Annotated in this window: 22 protein-coding genes; 10 read left to right on the top strand and 12 right to left on the bottom strand. The window is 41.7% G+C overall.

Annotated features, from left to right (window positions below):
• Nucleotides 1–54: 54 nt before the first annotated feature.
• From ISP07_RS17650 to ISP07_RS17640, 3 genes are all read right to left on the bottom strand, one after another.
• Complete coding sequence (locus ISP07_RS17650; RefSeq protein WP_209328413.1) at nucleotides 55–1,260, bottom strand: M56 family metallopeptidase; 1,206 nt, start codon at nucleotides 1,258–1,260, stop codon at nucleotides 55–57.
• A gap of 9 nt (nucleotides 1,261–1,269) precedes the next feature.
• A complete protein-coding gene (locus ISP07_RS17645; RefSeq protein ID WP_054554650.1) occupies nucleotides 1,270–1,644 on the bottom strand; it encodes a BlaI/MecI/CopY family transcriptional regulator in 375 nt (124 codons plus the stop codon).
• Nucleotides 1,645–1,712: 68 nt separating this feature from the next.
• Nucleotides 1,713–2,399, bottom strand: a complete 687-nt coding sequence (locus ISP07_RS17640; RefSeq protein WP_209328448.1) for a pseudouridine synthase — start codon at nucleotides 2,397–2,399, stop codon at nucleotides 1,713–1,715.
• An 80-nt stretch (nucleotides 2,400–2,479) separates the two neighbouring features.
• Here ISP07_RS17640 and ISP07_RS17635 point away from each other — a divergent pair, with 80 nt between their 5' ends.
• Both ISP07_RS17635 and ISP07_RS17630 read left to right on the top strand, forming a co-directional pair.
• Nucleotides 2,480–2,785 (top strand): DUF6482 family protein, encoded by a 306-nt coding sequence (locus ISP07_RS17635; protein WP_138618770.1) that lies wholly within the window; start codon nucleotides 2,480–2,482, stop codon nucleotides 2,783–2,785.
• A 27-nt stretch (nucleotides 2,786–2,812) separates the two neighbouring features.
• The gene (locus ISP07_RS17630; protein ID WP_209328412.1) at nucleotides 2,813–3,220 is read left to right on the top strand and encodes a GNAT family N-acetyltransferase; all 408 of its coding nucleotides are present in this window, start codon (nucleotides 2,813–2,815) and stop codon (nucleotides 3,218–3,220) included.
• Between the two features lie 14 nt (nucleotides 3,221–3,234).
• Here the strand turns inward: ISP07_RS17630 and ISP07_RS17625 are convergent, their stop codons facing one another.
• The 8 genes from ISP07_RS17625 to lptM form a co-directional block, all read right to left on the bottom strand.
• A complete protein-coding gene (locus tag ISP07_RS17625; RefSeq protein ID WP_054554653.1) occupies nucleotides 3,235–3,594 on the bottom strand; it encodes a HopJ type III effector protein in 360 nt (119 codons plus the stop codon).
• A 9-nt stretch (nucleotides 3,595–3,603) separates the two neighbouring features.
• Entirely contained in the window at nucleotides 3,604–4,716 is a 1,113-nt protein-coding gene (locus tag ISP07_RS17620; RefSeq protein WP_209328411.1) for a retropepsin-like aspartic protease family protein, read from the bottom strand.
• 67 nt (nucleotides 4,717–4,783) lie between these two features.
• A complete protein-coding gene (locus ISP07_RS17615; protein WP_209328410.1) occupies nucleotides 4,784–5,494 on the bottom strand; it encodes an HAD-IA family hydrolase in 711 nt (236 codons plus the stop codon).
• Nucleotides 5,495–5,506: 12 nt separating this feature from the next.
• Complete coding sequence (locus tag ISP07_RS17610) at nucleotides 5,507–6,460, bottom strand: tyrosine recombinase XerC (RefSeq protein ID WP_209328409.1); 954 nt, start codon at nucleotides 6,458–6,460, stop codon at nucleotides 5,507–5,509.
• Complete coding sequence (locus ISP07_RS17605; protein ID WP_063700662.1) at nucleotides 6,457–7,068, bottom strand: DUF484 family protein; 612 nt, start codon at nucleotides 7,066–7,068, stop codon at nucleotides 6,457–6,459. Before ISP07_RS17605 ends, ISP07_RS17610 begins: the two co-directional genes overlap by 4 nt.
• Nucleotides 7,065–7,895 (bottom strand): diaminopimelate epimerase, encoded by an 831-nt coding sequence (gene dapF / locus ISP07_RS17600; protein ID WP_054554658.1) that lies wholly within the window; start codon nucleotides 7,893–7,895, stop codon nucleotides 7,065–7,067. The genes ISP07_RS17605 and dapF overlap by 4 nt, the downstream gene beginning before the upstream one ends.
• A 64-nt stretch (nucleotides 7,896–7,959) precedes the next feature.
• The gene (gene lysA, locus ISP07_RS17595) at nucleotides 7,960–9,213 is read right to left on the bottom strand and encodes a diaminopimelate decarboxylase (protein ID WP_209328408.1); all 1,254 of its coding nucleotides are present in this window, start codon (nucleotides 9,211–9,213) and stop codon (nucleotides 7,960–7,962) included.
• On the bottom strand, nucleotides 9,214–9,393 hold the full coding sequence (gene lptM, locus ISP07_RS17590; RefSeq protein ID WP_209328407.1) for an LPS translocon maturation chaperone LptM: 180 nt from the start codon (nucleotides 9,391–9,393) through the stop codon (nucleotides 9,214–9,216). It lies immediately after the preceding gene.
• A gap of 148 nt (nucleotides 9,394–9,541) precedes the next feature.
• Between lptM and cyaY the strand changes: the two genes are divergently transcribed.
• From cyaY to add, 8 genes are all read left to right on the top strand, one after another.
• A complete protein-coding gene (gene cyaY, locus ISP07_RS17585) occupies nucleotides 9,542–9,865 on the top strand; it encodes an iron donor protein CyaY (RefSeq protein WP_054554661.1) in 324 nt (107 codons plus the stop codon).
• Nucleotides 9,862–10,518, top strand: coding sequence for an alpha/beta hydrolase (locus tag ISP07_RS17580; RefSeq protein ID WP_209328406.1), 657 nt, complete (start codon nucleotides 9,862–9,864; stop codon nucleotides 10,516–10,518). Before cyaY ends, ISP07_RS17580 begins: the two co-directional genes overlap by 4 nt.
• Nucleotides 10,519–10,540: 22 nt before the next feature.
• Nucleotides 10,541–11,428: a DUF2914 domain-containing protein gene (locus ISP07_RS17575; RefSeq protein ID WP_209328405.1), complete on the top strand. Its 888-nt coding sequence runs from the start codon at nucleotides 10,541–10,543 to the stop codon at nucleotides 11,426–11,428.
• 36 nt (nucleotides 11,429–11,464) lie between these two features.
• Nucleotides 11,465–12,403, top strand: coding sequence for a hydroxymethylbilane synthase (hemC, locus tag ISP07_RS17570; RefSeq protein WP_054554664.1), 939 nt, complete (start codon nucleotides 11,465–11,467; stop codon nucleotides 12,401–12,403).
• 1 nt (nucleotide 12,404) lies between these two features.
• A complete protein-coding gene (locus tag ISP07_RS17565; RefSeq protein WP_209328404.1) occupies nucleotides 12,405–14,225 on the top strand; it encodes a uroporphyrinogen-III synthase in 1,821 nt (606 codons plus the stop codon).
• Complete coding sequence (locus tag ISP07_RS17560) at nucleotides 14,222–15,331, top strand: heme biosynthesis HemY N-terminal domain-containing protein (protein ID WP_209328403.1); 1,110 nt, start codon at nucleotides 14,222–14,224, stop codon at nucleotides 15,329–15,331. Before ISP07_RS17565 ends, ISP07_RS17560 begins: the two co-directional genes overlap by 4 nt.
• Before the next feature lie 30 nt (nucleotides 15,332–15,361).
• The gene (locus tag ISP07_RS17555) at nucleotides 15,362–18,058 is read left to right on the top strand and encodes a CHASE domain-containing protein (RefSeq protein ID WP_209328402.1); all 2,697 of its coding nucleotides are present in this window, start codon (nucleotides 15,362–15,364) and stop codon (nucleotides 18,056–18,058) included.
• Between the two features lie 103 nt (nucleotides 18,059–18,161).
• Nucleotides 18,162–19,163 (top strand): adenosine deaminase, encoded by a 1,002-nt coding sequence (gene add, locus ISP07_RS17550; RefSeq protein ID WP_209328401.1) that lies wholly within the window; start codon nucleotides 18,162–18,164, stop codon nucleotides 19,161–19,163.
• Between the two features lie 9 nt (nucleotides 19,164–19,172).
• Here add and ISP07_RS17545 read toward each other — a convergent pair whose 3' ends face one another.
• Nucleotides 19,173–19,589 carry a CBS domain-containing protein gene (locus ISP07_RS17545; RefSeq protein WP_054554669.1) on the bottom strand — a complete coding sequence of 139 codons (417 nt, stop codon included), beginning with the start codon at nucleotides 19,587–19,589 and terminating at the stop codon, nucleotides 19,173–19,175.
• Between the last annotated feature and the right edge of the window lie 132 nt (nucleotides 19,590–19,721).

Below are 19,721 nucleotides of genomic sequence, written 5' to 3'. Positions count from 1 at the left end.
ACAAAGCAAGCGGCTTAAATAAGGCGCTTGCTTTAGGGTCTTAAGTGATTGCTTTTACTTAGAGCTAACTTTAATTTTCTCTATTAAATCCTTTGCTTGGTAGTTTTCGTCTAAGGCGAAATCGAGTTGTACTAATGCGTTTTTAAAGCCGGATTCAGACGGCGCATACTGCCATTTTTTTAAGGCTCTTTTCGCTTCTCGATTGAAAACACTTTCAGGCTCTGCACTTACCACACTAACATTGCTGGTGGCGCCGCTTGGTAAAATATCGTATTTCAAAACAACTGAACCGCTAATACCTTGCTCTGCAGCTTGAATAGGGTATATCGGCTCTACACGCATAACCGCTTGATAGTCTTTTGTCTTTTCAACTGACATCGGCTGTTTTGCAATGGCAAAGCTGCTAAGCATGCCCGCTGTAAAAATAACTAACGCTGTTTTTGCGATAAATGAGCTGTTGTCGATCTGCTTTATTTGGTTTAGACGTTGTAACATGGTGTTTTTATCTCCGTATTGTGAATAAGCCATTAAGCCTGTTCTGCTAAAGCTTGCACAGTGCACTAATGCCTTACTGTATAAAATTCGTTGTTCTGTCGATTTATTTTTGAGTACTTGCTCATCACATGAAAGCTCTTGAATACGGCGCAGACTTGCATAACCAAGCCAAGCGACAGGGTTAAACCACAACAAAATAGTGGCACTTAAAGCGATGGCATTAATTAGGTTGTCTTTGCGTTTAATGTGCACTGATTCATGCTCTAAAATAAGCGCTAAAGCATGGTTATCGTAGTGACTTTGATAGTTTGTAGGCAGCACTAGCTTGGTATTTAAAACCCCTACAACCATAGGTGAGCTCACTTGGTTGCTTTGGTATAAGCGCATACTTTGATTGCTGTGATGATCAAGCGTAATTGGCGCTAACTGCAGTTTTGCTAGAAAACGGTAATGAAAATATACGGCAGTGATCAGCAGTGCGGCACTAATAAAGCCATAAATAGCAAACCAAGTGAGCGTAAACTGCGGCATTATTGCTGTGTTTGGCGTGATAGTCAGCTTACTGATAAAGTCGTTTTGAATTGGCTTTAAGTGCTCTGGTAGGTTCGCTAACAATAAACTAATTGGTAAAAGCGCCCACAGTGTATAAACCAAGCGTGCCGATAGCTGACTTAGTAACTTTCGCTCTAGCAGCAATAAAAACATAATTGCAGATGAGATCAAAAGTTGTTGATCTAACAACCAATTAAAAAATGCATCTAACATAACAACGCCTTATTTTTGCTGTTTTTCCCAATCATCGATAACCTTTTTCAGCTCATCAATATCATGTTGCGAGAGTTGCTCTGATTTAGCAAAGCCACTCACCAGCGGCGCAATTCGGCCATTAAAAAAGCGTTCAATAAAGCTTTGGCTTTCTTTTAATGTGTATTCTTCACGAGCAATGCAAGGGGTGTAGTTATATTGGCGGCCTTGTTTCTCGAAGCTAAGAGCGCCTTTTTTAACTAAACGGCTTAGTAGCGTTTTAATGGTTTTTTCGTGCCATTCTTTATCGTCACTTAAACGCGCAATTACTTCACTAGCCGTGGCTGGGTAGCCAAGCCATACCGCATCTAATACTTCGAATTCAGCTTTAGAAAGTTCAATCATTTTTATGCCTACAGATGTAATCTTTAATTTAAGATTACACGCGTAATCAATTAATGCAAACTTTTTTGTTAGAGAATGTCACTTTTTTTGATACTGACTATCTGTCCTTCGGGCAAATTCAGCGTGGTGAGTGACAGTTTTGCGATATCTGTGCGGTAAAGGTCGATGACTTTGTAGCCACAAAAACGTGCCATTTTTCGTATTTGACGATTTAAACCTTGTTTTAAGACGATGCAAAACTGCGTTTCGTTGACTTGAGTCACCGTGCAAGGGAGGGTTATTTGTTTATCGACAGGCACACCGCCCGCCATTTTTTTACAAAAGTCGCTATCAAGGGACTTATCAACGGTGACTAAATAGCGTTTGGGTTGGTGGTAATCAGGGTGGATCAGTTGATTACAAAACTCACCGTCATTGGTCAAAATCAACAAACCTCGGGAGTCTTTGTCGAGCCGGCCAATTGGGTAAACGCGAGTGGTTTTAGGCAGGCTATGAATAAGGCTTGTTGGGTCATCAGCATTTAATTTGCAATCTATACCAACAGGCTTGTGATAAGCAAAGTAGGTGAGTGGTGCCTTAGCTAAAATTTTTTCGCCAAGTACAATCACATCATCGTGCTCATCAACATGATCTATATGATTTGCGGCACGGCCATTTACTGTTACCTCACCTTGATCTATCAAGCGCGATGCTTGCTTTCGAGAGCAAACACCCGCATGGGCAATAAATTTAGCAAGTCGTACTTTTTCTGGCATGAGTGATTTTTGTACAATTAATTTGATCACAGTATATCAAAATCACGTATGAATAGTTCCACCACCAAAGAGGAATGCACATGCCTATCAAATTATCAGAGCTTGCAGCTCACCAACCACTGCAAAAGGTTATCCTTCATTCATTAGAAATGGCATTGTATCAGGTGTCTGTGATGATCAATAACGTTGAGTATTATGTTACTGATGAGCAAGGTGAGTTTATTCGTGATATTAGCCCGTTGCATATTCAAAAGCGTCTTGATCACCTAAGTTATGGCGATATGGTTTTACGCCACACCAGTGCTTATGATGAGATGTGTGGTCAGCCCGAAAAGCTGGCCAGCAACATGCTTGAAGTACCCTATGGTAAGAACCACTTATACTGATTAACGATATAAGCGTATACTGAGTATATGTATCAATTAAAAAGTGATGACTCAGCTGATTTAAACAACCAGCTTAGAGAACACATTGTGGCTTTCAACGCCGCGCATTTTAATGCCGAGCGTATTCCCGTTGGTTTTAAGTTCGTTAATAAACAAAACAGTGTGGTTGCTGGTATTCATGGTCAGGTATTTGGCAATTGGCTGCTTATTAGTTGGCTTTGGTGTGATGATAAGACGCGTGGTAAGGGACTTGCGACACGCTTACTCGCTGAATTAGAGAGTAAAGCTAAAGCACTTGGTGCAAACATCGCACAACTTGATACGCTCGATTTCCAAGCTAAACCCTTTTACGAAAACAACGGCTACCTAGTTAAATATGAAATGCGTAACTACCCACTCGACGGCTGCCGTTATTTTATGGAAAAAAGCCTTTAACTATTGGCTTTTACTCACTTCGCTTTTAGCACGTCTTGCTCGGTAAAAGTAATCCCTAAGAAAGGGGTCGCTTCAGGGGCAAGCATAAAGGTGCGAATGTTCATATGGTCTTGCCCTTCAGGATTGTGTAATACGTCATCACGATAAAACGCGCCAAAGCAATCTAGGGTGTTTTGTTTACTCAGTTGATTTAGCTTAGCAAAGGCAAAAATTTTACACGAGCCATTATTTTCATTTGCCGCGCTTAGCAGGCCATGATTGTTAAAACCACTTGGGGTAAAGTCATAATTGTTGTCTATGACCGCCATGGTATCGGTAAACTCAATTTGCTGCGGTGTGCTTGCTAATTTCGAAAGAAATTCGTTAAGAGTCATTGCTTGTCCTTAAAAATTGTTCTTTATCAACTCTAACTCATTCACTTGCTGATTGATATTAAACTTAAAATTCTCTAAAAAGTTCATACCAAGCAAGCCATAGCCAACATGATTTTCTATTACCAGCACTTCAAAATTACGAATACGTTGTTGACCGACTTGAAACGACTCGAGCTGATAACGCTGTGCTTCAACAATTCCATTAGCTGTGTTTACTTGTAAGGTGCCAAGGTAATTGGCTGGGGTGTTAAGCGAGTTTAATAATGTTTGGTTAATTACAGTAAAGCTAGCGCCGGTGTCGATCATCAGCTCGGTTTCGATATCATCGTTGATGATACTGTTCACCAAATAGTGCGAACCTCGAGCAGTTAATTTTATAATTTCAACACCTGCGAGAGCTTGTTGAATCAACAGATGTAACTGCTCAGCTTGCTGTTTATATTCATGATCTTCAGGCAGTTGATCTAGGGTTATTTGGCTCGCGACATAATCTTCTAAATGATAGTTAGCTAATGCATGATTATATAAGTAATGCGCGTTACCTGGCGCGTAATCAAGCCACTGTTGACTGCTATTCAGCAATGCCTGCCATTGTTGCGCCGCAATAAGTTCATCAATATAGGTTGTACTTAGCTCGTCTATTTGTTTGCTAAGTTGTTGTTTTTCATTGCTGTCTAATTGGTTGCTAAGAGCCAATAAACTGATAATTCCCTGTTGAGTATCACCTTGTGCGATTAAACGCTTTGCCTCAAGTTCAAGCATGGTGACATCGTAAGGGTGACTATTTAAAAAGGCCGTTAAAAATTGCTCACTTAAGGTGAATTTTTGATGGGAAAGCCATGTCTCAAGTTGTTGTTGCCAAATTTGTTTAAGTTGCCTTGCATAGCGAGGTTCATTAACAAGCAATTGGGTGTACTCGGCCACCGCTTTGTCGAATAATTGGTTGCTAAATAGCGCAACAGCTTGTTGAAAGTGGGCTGGTAAAACCGCGCTTTTCTTGACTATGGGAGTGGTTGCTACAGTCTCAATTTGTTTTGGCTTCGCGGGGTTAAACAGCTGCCAAATAAAGTATCCGTTTAAGCTAAGAGAACATAGCAATAATAATTTAAGAAAAGCATTCATCCGTTTTGCCCAATCATTAAATCTTTGTTATTTACTTATTCAGCATAAAACACATTTTTTAAAGTCGTTACTTTTTAACTAAATGATTGAGCGCCATGATATTACTGATCTCAATATCTGCTAATCCTTGATAACGATATTGCGTTGCTTGGTTATTAAGCCAAACGCTTTGGCAGCCAGCATTATTGGCACCTTGTACATCAGTATCTAGGCTATCGCCAATGTGCAAAATTTCTTTATGATTAACCTCTAACTGCTTTGCTGCGCTATCAAATAAGGCGCTGTGCGGCTTCGCTTTTCCGTGTGGGCCTGCTTGTAAAACTAACTCAAACACACCATTAAGGTTAAACTTTTCTACTTCGACATTACCATTGGTGATGGCGATGAGGCGGTAGTGTTTACTGAGATTAGCAAGTAATTCAAGTACTTCATCAGTAACGGTTATTTGACTGCGGGCATCAGCGAATGCCTGATAAGCATTTTCGGCATGCAACTGAGCTTGCTCTGCTGAAAAACCCAGATCGGTCATGGCATAGTGTAATGCTGCTTGTCGCCAGCGCGTAACGTCATCAATTAAAGTCGCATCATGTTTTAAAGCTTTATCGCGGCATGTTAACCAGTAGCTCATGCTATCGGCTGGCCATTGGTCTAATGCCTCGAGGTAATCAGCTTGTGCTTGCAAGGCTGATTTTATGATCGGATGGTTGTTGTAAAGTGTGTCGTCTAAATCAAAACTTAAAACAGAAACTGGCGATAGGGCACGGTTAAATCGGATCATAATGACAAGGGTTTACTCTGATGTTGAGCGCTTTTTAGCGCGTGGATGGGTGTTATCGTACACTTTAGCTAAATGCTGAAAATCTAAATGCGTATAAACTTGCGTTGCAGACAAACTACTGTGTCCTAACAGTTCTTGTACGGCACGCAGATCCCCTGATGATTCTAAAATATGTGATGCAAATGAGTGGCGCAATTTATGCGGATGCACTTGTGAGCTGATCCCTTGCTTAATGCCCCATTCTTGCATCCGTAAGCGGACTTGGCGTACGGAAATTCGCTTTTTTTGGCTGCTAACAAACACGGCTATTTCATCAGGATGTGCAAATTGAGGGCGAATTTTCAGCCATGCTTTTAATGCACTGAGCGCTTTGCTGCCTACAGGTAATAAGCGTTCTTTGTTACCTTTACCACGGACTAAAATTTCGCCTTCAGTCGGGTTTATATCTTGTATGTTAGCGCTAACTAACTCGCTAATGCGCAGACCCGAAGAGTACATTAATTCCATCATAGCTTTGTCACGTATAGCTAAAGGCTCATCATCTGGCAGTTCTAGTAGCTTAGCCATTTGATCTACGTCTAAATTTTTGGGTAAAGGCTTGGAAAATTTTGGCCCTTTAATGGCCTCTGCCGGATTGTGATAATATGCCTGACTGGCTATATTTTTGGCTTTTAAGAATTTATATAAACTGCGAATACAACTCAGTTTTAAACTGATTGTGCGACCACTCAATTGTTTACTTCGCATTTGCATGCTGTAACGGCGAATATGCTCACCTTGAACAGCAAACCAGTCTTCACATAGTTTACTAAAGTACAAAGCTGCGAAGCCTAGCTGGCTCGTATATTGGTTTACTGTGTGCGCTGAGTATTGTTTTTCGTAGCGTAAGTAGTCTGCAAATAGTTGGATGGGTGTTCGCCAAGCATCACTTAATTCATCAATGTCTGGCGTCGTCACATCGCTCATGCAAGTTCCAATAAGCGCAGTTGCAATGAGCGCACAAACTCAAGGACAAAAAAGCTGTCTTTTGCCGGTTCGAAGTGATTTACGTCATCACTACCAAACGCCAAAATTGCCACAGGGTGTTTCGTGTTACCAATTAGATATAAAGCAGTCGATTGAGTCGTGTCTGAAAACAGTAAGTCTCTTTCTTGTTGGCTTACTCGACCCAAGTAAATGCCGTCGTTTTGCAGGCGATGAGCAATTAATTCATCAAACTTTTTATCGTACTTAACTAAGTGGCATTCGTTAATGGATGGGTTGGTGCAGATAATATTGCGCAAGTTGCTAGCCAGTGTCGTAAAGTCGTAGTTTGTCCATAACTGACGATGACAGTCGCTAAATAAGCGGTAAATTAACTCGTTTTCTTTTGCTTGTTCAACGAGCTGCTCAATCTTATTTTTTAATAACGTATTGTGTTCACGTAATTGGCGCTGTTGAATATGCACCAAAGACGTTGCTCCCGCCGTTTGCTGTTGTAGTTCAACTTCAGCGAGCACATCAGGGTTTTTAATAAAAAAATCAGGGTGTGCTTTTAAATATTCAGCAATTTGTTGTTCTGTTAGTTTGCTCATAGTGCCACTTGTCCATCAAAAACATGCTCAGCAGGGCCTGTCATTCGTACTGGATGCCCTTCGCCTTGCCAACGTACTTGTAAACTGCCGCCGGGTAAGTCAACTTGTACGGTATTAGCAAGTTTACTTTGAATTTGTCCAACCACGACCGCAGCACAAGCACCTGTACCACAGGCTAAGGTTTCACTAACGCCACGTTCCCACACTCTTAGTTTAATGTGATCTTGCGAAATTACCTGCATAAAACCAACATTTGCACGTTGTGGAAAACGCTCATGATTTTCAAGCAGTGGGCCTAAGGTGGTGACTTCTGCGGTATGAATGTCATCAACTTCTAACACGCAATGCGGGTTACCCATCGATACTGCGCCACTAAATACAGTGTGTTCTTCCGTGCGAAGAATATAGGTCAGCTCACGCTTGCTGGCTTTTAATGGGATTTTGTTCGGTTCAAAATTGGGGTGGCCCATATTTACCGTTACTTGACCATCTTTCTCTATATAAAGCGTGAGGTTACCAGATTTTGTTGAAACCGAGATTTTGTGCTTATTGGTCAGGCCTTTCATACGGACAAAGCGAGCGAAACAGCGCGCACCGTTGCCACACTGTTCAACTTCGTTACCATCGGCATTGAAAATACGATAATGAAAATCGAGATCAGGAGAGTAAGGGGCTTCAACCATAAGCAGTTGATCGAAGCCAATGCCGAAATGGCGATCTGCCAGCTTCTTTATTTGATCACGTGATAAAAAAACATTTTGAGTAATGTTATCAATAACGACAAAGTCATTACCTAGGCCGTGCATTTTTGAAAAATTAACTAACATAACGCTCTAATTCGGGTTTGCTCTGAGCTAATCATGCCACAGAGCAGGGCGGTTATAAAAACGTTTATGGTAAAATTTTCTCACCTTGCCAAAGGCTTTCTAAGGTTTCGCGTTGGCGAATTAAATGGCTTTGCTGACCATCCACCATAATCTCTGCAACACGCGGGCGTGAGTTGTAGTTTGAGCTCATAGTGAAACCATATGCGCCAGCGCTGCGTTGCGCTAAAAGGTCACCGGCTTGAAGTGCAAGCTCACGGTCTTTACCTAAAAAGTCGCCGGTTTCACAGACTGGGCCGACAATGTCGTAGTTGTAAGTAGGCGTATCATCTGCGCGAGGTTCAACTGGTACAATACTTTGCCAAGCTTGATACAGCGATGGACGCAACATATCGTTCATGCCTGCATCAACAATAGCAAAGAACTTATCTTGGTTTTGTTTAATAAACTCAACTTTAGTAACTAAAATACCTGCGTTGGCTGCAATCGCACGACCAGGTTCAAAAATAAGTTCTAAATCTTGGTAGTCTGCTAATCGAGCGGTAATTTTATCAACATACTCGCTCGGGTGAGGAGGTGTTTCGCCATTATAAGGCACGCCAAGACCACCCCCGATATCTAGGTGAGTTAGCTTGATGCCAACCGCTTTTAACTCTTCGATAAGAGTCAGTACTTTTTCAAGTGCTGCTAAGAAAGGTTTTATTTCCGTTAGCTGCGAACCGATGTGGCAATCTACACCGGTAATTTTTAAACCGGGTAATGATGCTGCATGTTGATACACAGTCACCGCAGTTTGAATATCAATACCAAACTTATTCTCTTTTAAGCCGGTTGAGATATAAGGGTGCGTTTTTGCATCTATATCTGGGTTTACGCGAATCGAAATCGGTGCCTCTAAGTTAAGATCCGTTGCCACTTTTGAAATACGCTCAAGCTCAGCCACTGACTCAACGTTAAAACACTTGATCCCCAATTCAAGTGCATAGGCAATTTCGTCAGCGGTTTTTGCAACGCCAGAAAACACAACCTTACTTGCGTCTCCGCCTGCTTGGATAACACGCGCAAGCTCACCTTTTGAAACGATGTCAAAACCTGAACCAAGTCGCGCTAAAATATTCAGCACGGCAATATTTGAGTTGGCTTTTACGGCATAGCACACCAAGCTCTTATGTGACTTAGCAGCGTCTGCAAATGCTAGATAATGACGTTCAAAGGTTTTACGAGAATAGATATAACAAGGCGTACCATATTGTTCGGCAAGCTCTTTGACAGCGATGTCTTCAGCGAACAGCTGATTATTATTGTAGTTAAAAAAGTCCATCTATTGGTCCTGTTTTTGCTCTGGTTGTTCGGATGGATCAGCTTGTGGCTGAGACTTTGCAGGCGGCTTAGTATCATCTCGCAGATAAAGAGCACCACTTTGTCCGCAACCTGCTAGGGTTACTAGAAGGGCGCTTAGAGGTAAAATGGTTTTTAATTTTTGGCTATGAGTCTCTTTCATTAGATTAATACGGTTGCTGGCTTTATAATCGCAGAGTAACAGAATATTTAAAAAATGCAGCTATTCGCGGATGAATTTATTCCTGTTACACTTGATGTACACAATCTGCCCCCAGATCTAGGCTTAAAGCCAGTTAAAGGACACTAAAATGACTGATCATGAATACCACACACTAGCCGATGCATTAATGCTAACTATTGAAGAGCAAATCGATGAATGTGATGCCGATTTAGACTATGAATCAGCGTCAGGTATTTTAGAAATCATCTTTCCTGATCGCAGTAAAATTGTGATCAACAAACAAGCACCATTACACCAAGTTTGGGTAGCGACTAAATTTAATGGTCACCATTTTGAACTACGCGACGATAAGTGGATTGATAACCGCTCAGGTGCAGAGTTTTGGCAATTTATGTGTGATGCGGCAACCCGTCAAGCAGGTCAAACCATTGAATGGCGTTCTGAGCTATGAGTTTAGAGTTTGTTGAGTACTCAGCACAAGGCGATCACAAAGCAACGGTTATCTGGCTTCATGGTTTAGGTGATTCTGGTGATGGTTTTGCCCCAGTTGCACCGCAACTAGCTCTACCAAAAGAGCTTGGCGTGCGTTTTGTGTTTCCACATGCGCCAGTGCAACCGGTCACCATAAATGGTGGTATGGCAATGCGTTCTTGGTACGATATTAAATCGATGGATTTAGATAAGCGTGCTGATGAGCAAGGAGTGCGTGAATCTGCTGCAAAAGTGGCTGCAATTATTGACCAAGAAATTGCAAAAGGTATCGCTCCTAACAAAATTATTCTTGCCGGTTTTTCGCAAGGGGGTGTGGTATCGCTGCACTTAGCGCCACGTCTAGATTATAAATTAGCGGGTGTAATGGCACTTTCAACCTACATGTGTGTGCCTGCAAAATTTGCCAATGAAGCCAAGCAGCAGGGGTTAAACATTTTTATGGCACATGGTCGATTTGACGATGTGGTACCGCATAGCGCAGGCAGACAAGCATTTGACGTGCTTAGCGCAAATAACATGGAAGTAAGCTGGCAAGACTATCCGATGGCGCACCAAGTTTGTGGTGAAGAGTTAATGGCTATTCGAGAGTGGTTAATTGCTCGCTTGAGTTAATTTTTTGGTTTTAGAGGCCAACATGACAAAGAAACTTGTAATTACAGCAAATATGAATGCCGTTGAATCGGCAAGTTCAGCACCGACAGCAGTGACTTATCAATGGCATTGGCGACGCATCTTTATGGTCAGCAGTGTTATCTTAGTTGCGCTGGCTATATTAGTATATAGCTTTATTGGTGCTGTAAATGCTGAGCAATCACCGCAAGATGAACCGCAAGCAGAGTTTACAAATGCTGAATTACAAACCTCTTTAAATGACGCTGAGCAAGAAGAGCCAAAAGAAGTTGTTGCTCCGTCAATAAATGAGCAAACACCGTTGGTTGATAACACAGCAACGGCTAAAGCAGAGGTTGTGAGCTCAAACATTGTAGAGCCTGACGTTACATCAGTAGAGGTTGAGATCGACAGTGAAGAGGTTATTGATGAGCAACAACCTGAAACATTAGCCGTTATTCCTGATGAAGAAGCATCACAAACTGAACAGCAAGTTGAAATTGCAGCAGCACCTGATGCTCAGCAGCAGTTTTCACGGTCAGCACATATTGCCAGTGTCGCAATTGGCGCAAAAATAGACACAGATAAAGTAAGCCGCGCAGTATTAACTACCGATGTTGTTGATCGAGAACCAGTAAACGTTTTAAAAAACGATGTAAAATTAGCGCAAATTAGCAGTAGCCTGAGCTTTTTTAGCGAGCTTAGAAATATGCAGGGACAAACTGTTCGTCACCAATGGTATTACCAAGACCAACAGCTTGCTTCGATTGAATTGGCCGTAAGCAGTCCACGTTTTCGTACTTATTCAACGAAAAACATCATGCCAGAGCAACTGGGTGATTGGCGTGTTGAAGTTATTGACGCAGATGGCAACTTACTGGCCCAAAAAGAATTTAGAATTTTAGCTGAGTAATATTTAGTATCAGCCTGATAATTAATTGGATTTTTCATGACACAGACAACAAAACTAGTTCGTATCGCGACCCGTAAAAGTGCACTTGCTTTATGGCAGGCTGAATTTGTAAAAGCTCAACTAGAGCACTTCCATGACGACGTAACGGTAGAGTTGGTTCCTATGTCGACACAAGGCGATATTATCCTTGATACACCACTGGCCAAGATAGGTGGTAAAGGCTTATTCGTAAAAGAGCTTGAGCAAGCCATGCTAGATGGTCGTGCAGATATTGCGGTGCATTCGATGAAAGATGTACCTGTTGAGTTTCCTGAAGGTTTAGCATTACACACAATTTGTGAACGTGAAGACCCACGCGATGCGTTTGTATCAAATAACTACAAGAGTTTAGATGAGTTACCACAAGGTGCGATTGTTGGTACATCTAGCCTACGCCGCCAATGCCAAATTCGCGAAGCGCGCCCTGATTTAGATATCCGTGACTTACGCGGTAATGTTAATACGCGTTTGGCAAAACTAGATGATGGTCAATATGATGCAATCATCCTAGCTGCAGCGGGTCTAATTCGTTTAGAAATGCCAGAGCGTATTACAGCTTTTATCGAGCCAGAGGTATCATTACCTGCAAATGGTCAAGGTGCTGTGGGTATTGAGTGCCGAATTGATGATGAAGTAACAAAAGCACTGTTAGCGCCACTTGAACATAATGAAACACGCATTCGTGTTAATGCCGAGCGTGCTATGAATCGCCGTTTAGAAGGTGGCTGCCAGGTACCTATTGGTGCATTTGCATTGGTCGATGGTGAGCAAGTGCATTTACGTGGTTTAGTGGGCGCTATTGATGGTAGCCAAATGCTACGTGATGAAGTGACAGGCCCAGTGGCTGACGCAGAGCAATTAGGTATTACACTTGCTGAAAAGCTACTTGAGCAAGGTGCTGATAAAATTTTAGCTGAAGTATATAGAGACGCTTAATATGCATATTTTGATAACTCGTCCAGAAGGAAAAGGCACTGAGCTTGCTCTTGAGCTTCAGCAGGCGGGTTATCAAACAACCCTGTGCCCAGTCCTTACCTTAGATTATCTCACTGTTAATAGTAGTGAGCTCGCGCCGCTAGAAAATGCCGATAAAATCATTTTTATCTCGCAAGATGCCGTGCATGCCTTATTAAAACTCACACCAACCATCAACAAAGCAGCGCAACTTTATGCGGTTGGTCAGCAAACTGCTGATGCGGTTTATGAAGCCTTTGGGCGACGAGCCGCAGTGCCTAAACAACATGATTCAGAAGGTCTGCTTGAATTAAAAACGTTACAAGATGTTGAGCTAAGTAACATTGTTTTAGTGAAAGGTGAAGGTGGGCGCACGACCATAGCAAAAACGTTAAAACAACGTGGTGCTTTATTAAATCAATTGGTTGTTTACAAGCGAAGCGCAATTGAGAGCGAACCGGGCAAGTGGATGGACCACTGGCAAACAATTGATGTAGAAGGTATAGTCATTACCAGTAATGCAGCGGTGGATGCCATTTTTAATGGCCTAAAAGAGCCTCAGCTTGCATGGTTGAAAGAGCGACAGTTTTTCGTTGCCAGTGAGCGTATCGCTGACTATTTAAAGCAACAAAATATCGTAAGAACACAGATACATATTGCTGCAGGGGCGAGCGACAACGCTATGTTCACCTGCATTAATCAGCAAGGTAGCAAAATGAGTGAAGCAGAATCAAAACAACCCGCAAAGCCAGTGACTGCACAGCCAGAGAAAAAAGCGCAAACGGCAAATACTGGGGCAAAAGCGCCTCTACAAGCTAAAAGAGGCATCAGCAAAACAGGTAGCTTAGCGTTACTTATTTCACTTTTAGTGGCTTCTGCAGTTGGCTATGAGTTTTATCTAAAATTAAATAGCGATCAGCAATCGGCTGTGGCATTGACTGAGCTGACAGATGAAAACCTTCGCTTACAGCAGCAAATTGATGCATTAAAAAGTGCCCAACAAACAATGCAGCACTCGCTTTATAACAGTGAACAAAAGGTCACTGATGCACTAAATGAAAGTGCTGAGCAAACACAGCAGAAATTACAAGCGGCTTTAAAGCGCGCCGAGCAGCAAACTTTCACGCTTAATCCGCAAGAAGTCACAAGCCTGCAGCGTATGGCCGAGTTTAAATTGTGGGCAGAGCACGATTACCAAGGGGCTGCTGCTGTGCTATCTCGCTTAGATAGCTTGCTTGCAGAACACCCGGGTACAGGTGCTATTCGCCAAGCAATTCACCAAGATTTACAAACCTTGAATGCCATAGAACCTGTGGCTGTTGAAGCAATTTATTTAAAACTGCATGGCATTAATCAAAAAGTTGATGAACTGGTATTTAATGCTATTTCACTCCCTGAAGAGGTCGTCAAAGAAGACCCAAATCAATTAAGTGAAAATGTCAGTGAATGGCGTCAAAACCTTGCGAAGTCGTGGCAGCAGTTTAAAGACTTCTTTGTTACAGTGCGCACACGTGAAGATATGGTTATCGCACCATTTTTAAGTGAACAAGAGCGTCACTTAGTAAAACAGCGCCTGAGTTTATATTTAGCTCAAGCGCAAGATGCGGTATTAAGTAAGCAAAGCAGTGTGTATTTTAGCGCTGTTGATGCTGCACATAGCTTGGTAAAAGATTACTTTAAGCAAGATGATGCACAAACAAAAGCGGCCTTAAAGAGCCTTACTGAGCTTTCGAAAGAGCAACTTGATTTTAGCCTAAAAGTGTCACTACAAAGTACTGAGCAGGTGAAGGAGTGGGCACAATGATCCGCTTTTTATTAATCATTATTGCAATAGCAGTCTGCTTAGGGATTGCCCCTTTTTTTATAGATCAAAAGGGTTATGTACTAATTGCCTTTAATAAAACAACCATTGAAGGGACTATTTGGGGCATCATAGCACTTTTAATATTAGCATTCGCTGCACTGTTTTTACTTTATAAGCTTTGCCGTTACGTAATATCTTTATACAGTCATACACGCCATGGCTTTTTTGCGCGCAGTGAAGAGCGTAAACAAGCGGCTATTGAGCAAGGTGTATGGAGCTTAATTAATAACGATTATGCACAGCTTGAGCTTGCACTTGATAACAATAGTGTTGCAGAAAAGTGGAGCGATATACGTTATGCGCTTCTTGCTAAAGCGGCATTAGCTAACAATGAGAGCGAAAAAGCGGTTAGTTATCTTGATAAAATAAGCCAGGATAAGCAGTTAAAAGTGGCTAATTTATGGATTGCTAGCGGTGAAACCAGCACCATTTTTGCTGACCTTAAAGCGTTAGCTGAGCACAAAAAAGCCACGAGTTTAGAGCTTAAAATGTATGCCCATGTATTGGTAAAAGAGCAAAAGTGGGCGGCATTGAATGACTTTATGCCGCGTTTATTGCGCAAGAAAACACTTTCAGAGCAAGAGTGGCAACAACTTTTTGATAGTTACTTTGCAGCTCAATCAAACGGGAATTTAACTGAGCGGTATGAGCAATTAACCAAAAACCTGAAATCACATGCAGAGGTAAGCTATTTAACAGCAATGGCGAAAGCGGGTGAGCTAAACAAAATTGAGTTAAGTCTAATTAAAATGATCAAAAAACCGCTGCAGCATAAAGATTTAGCACGTATTTTACGTACTAGTAGTGCTGGTGATGCACTCAAGCTGCAAGCAAGTTTGCAGGATGTATTGAAAAAAGACACCGAAAATACAGATTTACTATTAGCCCTTGCATGTTTAGCAAATGCTCACGGAGAATATGATCTAGCCGCGCGGGTGTTTGATAAAGCGCTTAATGCTGATAACCGCCATGCCTATTTGCAGCAAGCGGTTCTTAGTTATAGTAAGAGTGCCCAACCAGAAAAAGCATTGGTACTCTATCAATAATTTTACTTCAGCCGGCAAAGGAGCAATGGCTTGAAAAACTTATTTACACTGACAATAAGTATTGCACTTGCTTACTTTCTTACAGGGTATTTAAGTAATTCTTTGCTGGCGATTGATGGTTATGCGGTTGCAGCGTGGCCGCCTGCAGGTATTGCGCTTGCCAGTATCTTACTGCTTCGAAATCGTGCTCTGCTAGGAGTTTTGCTAGGGGCGTTCTTTGTAAACCTTATTCACCTTGATAAAGTCACTGATATTTTTCACTGGCAAATGATGTTGCAAGCTATTGGTGTGACAAGTGCATCAACATTTCAGGCTTGGCTTGCCTATTACATTATAATTCATGTAGTTAAACGCCCGATTGAGTTATCGTCATTAAAGCAAAGTATGATTGGCTTAATGATAGGTGGCCCTTTGTGTAGCTTGATTGCAGCATCAATTGGCACCGGCTTATTGGTCATTAATAATGTTATTCCGAGTTATGCGGCGCTTAATAATTTTATCGCATGGTGGATTGGCGACAGCATTGGGGTGCTGATTTTCACACCATTAATTTTAGCGGCATTTAGTTACCACCACACTCGTCAACGGCTGCAAATCATTGTGCCGTCGTTATTAATTTATGTGGTTATTTGTGTCAGCTTTTATGGTGCAGCCAGTGTAAAAAAAGACAAAGACTTACAGCGCCAGCAAGCAAAAGTCAGTGCAATTCATACTAATCTTGAACACCAAGTTGATGAAATTAAATCGCATTTATCTTTATTAGCTACTTTTTTTGCTAGTAGTGACATGGTTGAATTTGATGAATTTAAGCGTTTTACAACAAGGCAACTACAATATAGCAAAGAAATCCTTGCCCTTGAGTGGGCACCTAAAGTTATTCACTCACAACTAAATAACTATCAAAGTCTACTGCGTGATGAACTGGGTGCTGATTACTACGTGAAAGAAAAAAATGCTGCAGGACAGTGGCAGCCGGTAAGTAAGCGAGCAGTCTATTTTCCGGTGCAATATATTCACCCATTAGCAGGGAACGAACCAGCGCAAGGCTTTGATTTGGCCTCAAACGAGTTACGTAAACAAGCGTTAACTGACTCTCGGTTAATTAAAAATGTCACCGTCAGTGAGCCTATTACTTTGATGCAAGGTGATGGTCACGAAAAGGGCGTTTTATTCTTTAACCCTGTTTATTCAGACATTAATCATCAGGTCGGCTTTCGGGGTTATGTTGTTGCTGTGGTTAATTTAGAGTTGCTGGCACAAACACTAAATTTTAATCAAAATACTGAGATTGAAACCAGTTTTTTTGATGTTACCGATGGTACTAACCCTGTCGAGATTTACAGCCCACACCGTGTTGGTACAACCGCTATTGCGAGCTTTAATTTTATTATTGGCGAGCGCGTTTGGCAGGTGAAATTATGGGAGTCAGTAGCGCAGTCGTCATGGCTGCCTTATTGGCTAGCGCAAATAGTCGGTATGCTGTTTGTTTGGTTATTGATCACATTTTTGATTTCAGTAACCGGTACTAATATTCAAATTCGTCAGCAAGTAGCGAAACAAACTCAAAGCCTTCGCGAAGAAAAACTAAAAGCCGATAAAGCCAGCCAAATTAAAAGTGAGTTCTTGGCGAATATGAGCCATGAAATACGCACACCTATTAATGGTATAAAAGGTTTGCATTATTTAGCAATGCAAGAGCCTGACTGGCAACAAGCCCGTGGTTATATTGATCAAGCCGATGGTGCATTGAATGTACTATTACGGGTAATCAATGATGTTTTAGATTTTTCTAAAATAGAAGCGGGGCGATTGGAGCTACATCAAGAACCCATCGATGTGAATGCGTTGGTTAGTGAACTGACTAACTTATTACAGTTTGAACTTAATTCCCGTGCTTTAAAGTTTAAGGTTGAGTTTGATGCAACTGCGCACTTATTGATCCACACCGACCCAATTCGTTTAAAACAAGTATTATTAAACCTGTTAAACAATGCGGTGAAGTTCACTCAAGAAGGCACGATTACATTACGTATTTGGCAGCAGGGTGAATTTACTTACTTTAGTGTTATTGATACTGGCATCGGCATCAGTAAAGAGGCGCAGCAGCGCCTGTTTAAACCATTCTCACAAGCCGATAGCTCAACCTCTCGTCGCTTTGGTGGCACAGGTTTAGGCTTGAGTATTTGCCAAAAACTCATTGTTATGATGGGAGGCGAGATAAGCCTCAGTAGCTCTGAGGGGCAAGGTTCAACGTTTACAATTTCGCTGCCATTTGAGTCCCCTCTTGAAGAGGTGATTCATAGCGACGATGAGTTAGCTGATATCGATGTGACAGCTGTTTCATTTGCCAATGATGCAATTTTATTGGTTGAAGATAACCCATTGAATCAACATGTGGCGAGTTCGATTTTAAAAACTAAAGGTTGCCAACCTGATATCGCTAAAGATGGCCACGAGGCTATTAAGATGATCAGTGAAAAAAGCTATGACCTTGTACTCATGGATATTCAAATGCCGAATATGGATGGCTTACAAGCGACTAAGGTTATTCGCAACGAGTTACTGATCACCGATTTACCGATTATTGGCTTATCGGCAAATGCCCACGATGATGATCTTAAGAAAGGTTTAGCCAGTGGTATGAATGGTTATTTAACTAAACCAATTGATGCTGATAAACTTTTTAAAACCTTGTGGCATTTTTTGCATAATGCTAGCGGCCATTAAAGCAGACATTTGACCTCAAAAAAGTAAATAAAATCATCTAAACTTGAAATATCGCCGTGGGTACGTATGATCCGCGCAAATTTACTGAACCTGAGTGCTAATTATGATCAATAACAAACTCCCTTTGCTTGATATTCACCGTCATCTAGATGGTAATGTTCGCCCACAAACGATCTTAGACCTTGGTCGTCAGTTTAATCTTGAATTACCTGCTGACAACATTGAAGCGCTTATTCCGCACGTACAGGTTATCGACCCTGAACCAAATTTAGTGGCATTTTTACAAAAGCTTGATTGGGGTGTAAAAGTACTGGGTGATTACGATGCTTGTCGTCGTATTGCTATCGAAAACGTTGAAGATGCGATTGCCCAAAACCTCGATTACGTTGAGCTTCGTTTTAGTCCATATTATATGGCGCAAAGCCAAGGCTTACACCCGCAAGGAGTTGTCGAAGCGGTGGTTGATGGTGTAAAAAGTGCGTGCCAAAACGCGCCAATTAAAGCTAACTTAATCGGCATCATGTCGCGTACATATGGCACCAAAATCTGTCAGCAAGAGCTTGATGCGCTACTTGCTTTTAAAAATGATTTAGTGGCGGTTGATCTAGCTGGCGATGAAATTGGTTTCCCGGGTGAGCTATTTGTTGATCACTTTAAACAAGTTCATGATGCATACTTAGCTGCCACGATTCACGCTGGTGAAGCACGCGGTAGCGAAAGCATTTGGCAAGCAATTAACGAGCTTGGTGCAACGCGTATTGGTCATGGTGTAAAAGCAATTGAAGATGCTGCACTAATGGATTACTTACGTGATAAGCGCGTTGGTATTGAGTCTTGCTTAACCAGTAACATTCAAACCAGTACTGTTGCTGAGCTTGCAAACCACCCGCTAAAAACCTTCTTAGACCATGGTATTTTGGCATCGATTAATACTGATGATCCGGCCGTTGAAGGTATTGAAATAGCGTATGAGTATCAAGTAGCAGCACCTGCGGCAGGGTTAAGCCAAGCCGATATGGAAAAAGCGCAAGCTAATGCGCTTGAAATTGCTTATTTAAGCGATGCAGATAAAGCGGCTTTAAAACTGTTAGCTGCTAATCGTTAAGCAGCTAACTTATACTTGGTGCTCTTGGCATGAAACGTAGTTTTCATATAATGCCTTGAGCACGTCACCTCGGCTGATCATGCCAACAACCTTACCACCCTCGATAACTGGGTAATTCTTTGGCTTACCCGTTTTCATGGCATCAGCCAACTCAATGATATTTTGATCGCTACTCACGGTAACAACATCGGTGCGCATGAGTTGTTTTACCTTTACCACGCCATCGCAGAAATAACTGTTTTGCATGAGCGGTTGCAGCAGCTCTTGTTCTGAAATAAAGCCAACTAAACTTTTGTTGTCATCGAATACAGGTGCGCCTAGTAATTTAAACTTTTGCAGCTCGCTAATCGCGGTGGTCATTTCAGTTTCAGGCGTAATGTGTGGCAACTTACGTTGCATAAAGTCTTGTACTTTTGTATTTAGCATTTGGGTCTCTCCCCATCGTTATTCTAAACAGAGTATGGTCAAGGAAATGCAGTTTGTGAAATCGTTTAGACGGATTAAGGCGATAGGTAAAACAAATAAAAAAGGCATCCAATTGGATGCCTTAAAAATAAT

Source organism: Pseudoalteromonas sp. PA2MD11, assembly GCF_017808125.1.
In the GTDB taxonomy this organism is placed as follows: domain Bacteria; phylum Pseudomonadota; class Gammaproteobacteria; order Enterobacterales; family Alteromonadaceae; genus Pseudoalteromonas; species Pseudoalteromonas simplex.
This window is presented reverse-complemented; position numbering and strand designations above follow the sequence as displayed.